The organism is uncultured Aquincola sp. (assembly GCF_964001545.1).
Classification (GTDB): Bacteria; Pseudomonadota; Gammaproteobacteria; order Burkholderiales; family Burkholderiaceae_C; genus Aquincola.
On record NZ_CAXFDV010000590.1, the window covers coordinates 1 to 2,607 of the forward strand.

At 68.6% G+C, this 2,607-nt stretch carries 3 protein-coding genes; all 3 read left to right on the forward strand.

Features of this window, described 5'->3' with window-relative positions:
• The coding region (locus tag ABNT58_RS20400; protein ID WP_348755250.1) for a tripartite tricarboxylate transporter substrate binding protein at positions 1-885 on the forward strand (885 nt) is incomplete at its 5' end.
• A 27-nt stretch (positions 886-912) separates the two neighbouring features.
• Positions 913-2,451 carry a malonyl-CoA synthase gene (locus ABNT58_RS20405; protein ID WP_348755251.1) on the forward strand — a complete coding sequence of 513 codons (1,539 nt, stop codon included), beginning with the start codon at positions 913-915 and terminating at the stop codon, positions 2,449-2,451.
• Positions 2,444-2,607: cysteine-rich CWC family protein (locus tag ABNT58_RS20410; protein ID WP_348755252.1), on the forward strand; the 164-nt coding region annotated here is incomplete at its 3' end. The genes ABNT58_RS20405 and ABNT58_RS20410, both read left to right, overlap by 8 nt.

The following is a 2,607-nucleotide window of genomic DNA, read 5'->3' on the forward strand; positions in this document are numbered from 1 at the left end:
CCGGTGACCATCGTCGTGCCCTTCCCGCCCGGCGGCGGCACCGATGCCTTCGCGCGCCCGCTGTTCGCGATGATGACCAAGAACACCGGCCACCAGTTCATCATCGACAACAAGGGCGGTGCCGGCGGCACGCTGGGCGCCAGCGTGGCGGCCCGCGCGGCGCCCGACGGCTACAACTTCTTCATGGGTGCGGTGCACCACTCCATCGCCCCGGCGATGTACCCCAAGCTCGACTACAACCTGGAGACCGACTTCATCCCCGTGGGGCTGATTTCCAGCGTGCCGCAGGTCATCGTGGTCAACCCGTCCAAGATCAAGGCCAACACGCTGCCCGAGCTGCTGGACTTCCTGCGCAAGAACCCGGGCAAGGTGAACTACGGTTCGGCCGGCAACGGCACCTCGCACCACATGGCCGGCGAGCTGTTCAAGCTGCAGACCAAGACCTTCATCACCCACATCCCTTATCGGGGCGCCGGGCCGCTGCTGCAGGACCTGATCGCCGGCCAGGTGGACATGGCCTTCGACGGCCTGGGCTCCTCGGCCTCGCACATCAAGGGCGGGCGCATCAAGGCCATCGCCGTGGCCTCGGACAAGCGGGCGCCGGGCTTTCCCGACCTGCCCACCTCGGTGGAAGGCGGCGTGCCCAGCTACCAGGTGGCCACCTGGTACGGTCTGTGGGCGCCCAAGGGCACGCCCAAGGAAGCCATCGAACGCATGCAGGCCGAGATGCGCAAGGCCCTGAATTCCGAGGAGCTGAAGACCACCTGGACGGGCCTGGGCACCAACACGCCCGACCTGTGGGGCGACGCCTTCGGTAAATTCGTCGGTTCCGAGATCAAGCGCTGGGGCGAAGTGGTCAAGGCTTCCGGCGCCAAGCTCGACTGACCCCACCGCACAGCCCGCACCCCCACGATGAAGAACGACAACCTGTTTGCCGCGCTGCGCGCGGCGTTTCCGGCCGATCTGGACGCGCCGGCCATCGAGACGGCCGACTCGCCCGAGCGGCTTGTCTATACATGGCGCGACATCGACCATGCCACCGCGATGATCGCCAACCTGCTGCAGTCGCTGGCGCTGCCGGCCGGCGCGCGCGTGGCGGTGCAGACGGAAAAAAGCGTCGAGGCGCTGATGCTGTACCTGGGCGTGCTGCGGGCGGGCTACGTGTACCTGCCGCTGAACACCGCCTACCAGAGCAGCGAGATCGAGTACTTCATCGGCAATGCCGAGCCCAGCGTGGTGGTGTGCTCGGGCAAGAACTTCGGCTGGGTCAGCAAGATCGCCTTCCAGGCCGGCACGCAGCATGTGTTCACGCTGAACGAAGACCGCACCGGTACGCTGCTGGAACGGGCCTACCACCAGCCGGTGCAGCACGAGCCGGCGCAGCGCAGCGCCGACGAGCTGGCGGCCATCCTGTACACCAGCGGCACCACCGGCCGCAGCAAGGGCGCGATGCTGACGCATGGCAACCTGCTGTCCAACGCGCAGACGCTGCATGCCTACTGGGGCTGGCGCGCCGACGACGTGCTGATCCATGCGCTGCCCATCTTCCATGTGCACGGCCTGTTCGTGGCTTCGCACGGCGCGCTGCTGGCCGGCGCGAAGATGATCTGGTTCTCGAAATTCGACCCCCGCGCCGTGGCCGCGCGCCTGCCCGAAGCCACGGTGTTCATGGGCGTGCCCACGCTGTACGTGCGGCTGCTGGCCGAGCCGGCGGTCAACCGCGACAGCTGCGCGCGCATGCGCCTTTTCCTGGCCGGCTCGGCGCCGCTGCTGATCGAGACCTTCAACGAGTGGCGCAATCGCACCGGCCACACCATCGTCGAGCGCTACGGCATGAGCGAAACCGCCATGCTCACCTCCAACCCCTACCACGCGAAAGATGGCGACCGCCGCGGCGGCACCGTGGGCTTTCCGCTGCCGGGCGTGGGCCTGCGCGTGCACGACGACCAGGGCCAGCCGCTGCCGGTGGGCGAGATCGGCGGCATCCAGGTCAAGGGCCCCAACGTGTTCGTGGGCTACTGGCGCATGCCCGAGAAGACGAAGGAAGAGTTCACCGCCGACGGCTGGTTCAAGACCGGCGACGTGGGCAAGGTGGACGAGCGTGGCTACGTCACCATCGTCGGCCGCAGCAAGGATCTGGTGATCAGCGGCGGCTACAACGTGTACCCGGCCGAGGTGGAAGGCGTGATCAACGAGATGCCTGGCGTGACCGAGAGCGCGGTGATCGGCGTGCCGCACCCCGACTTCGGCGAAGCCGTGGTGGCCGTGGTGGTGCCCCGCGCCGGCGCCACGCTGGACGGCGCCGGCATCATCACCGCGCTGAAGCAGCGCATCGCCAACTTCAAGGTGCCCAAGCAGCTGTTCGTGGTGGACGAACTGCCGCGCAACACCATGGGCAAGGTGCAGAAGAACCTGCTGCGCGAGCAGCACAAGGGCCTGTTCAGTGCCTGACCCCGCGGCGCGGCCCACGCCCGCGCCCGGGCCAGCCGCGGCGCTGGACGACACCTGCCCGCGCTGCGGCGGCCGCTTCCACTGCGGCGCCGCCGACCCCGGCCCCTGCGCCTGCAGCACCCTGGTGCTCAGCGCCGAGCTGCAGGCGCAGCTGCG

Bases quoted from the DNA above. Each gene is read 5' to 3' on its own strand.
- ABNT58_RS20405 (WP_348755251.1), top strand. From the start codon at position 913: ATGAAGAACGACAACCTGTTTGCCGCGCTGCGCGCGGCGTTTCCGGCC.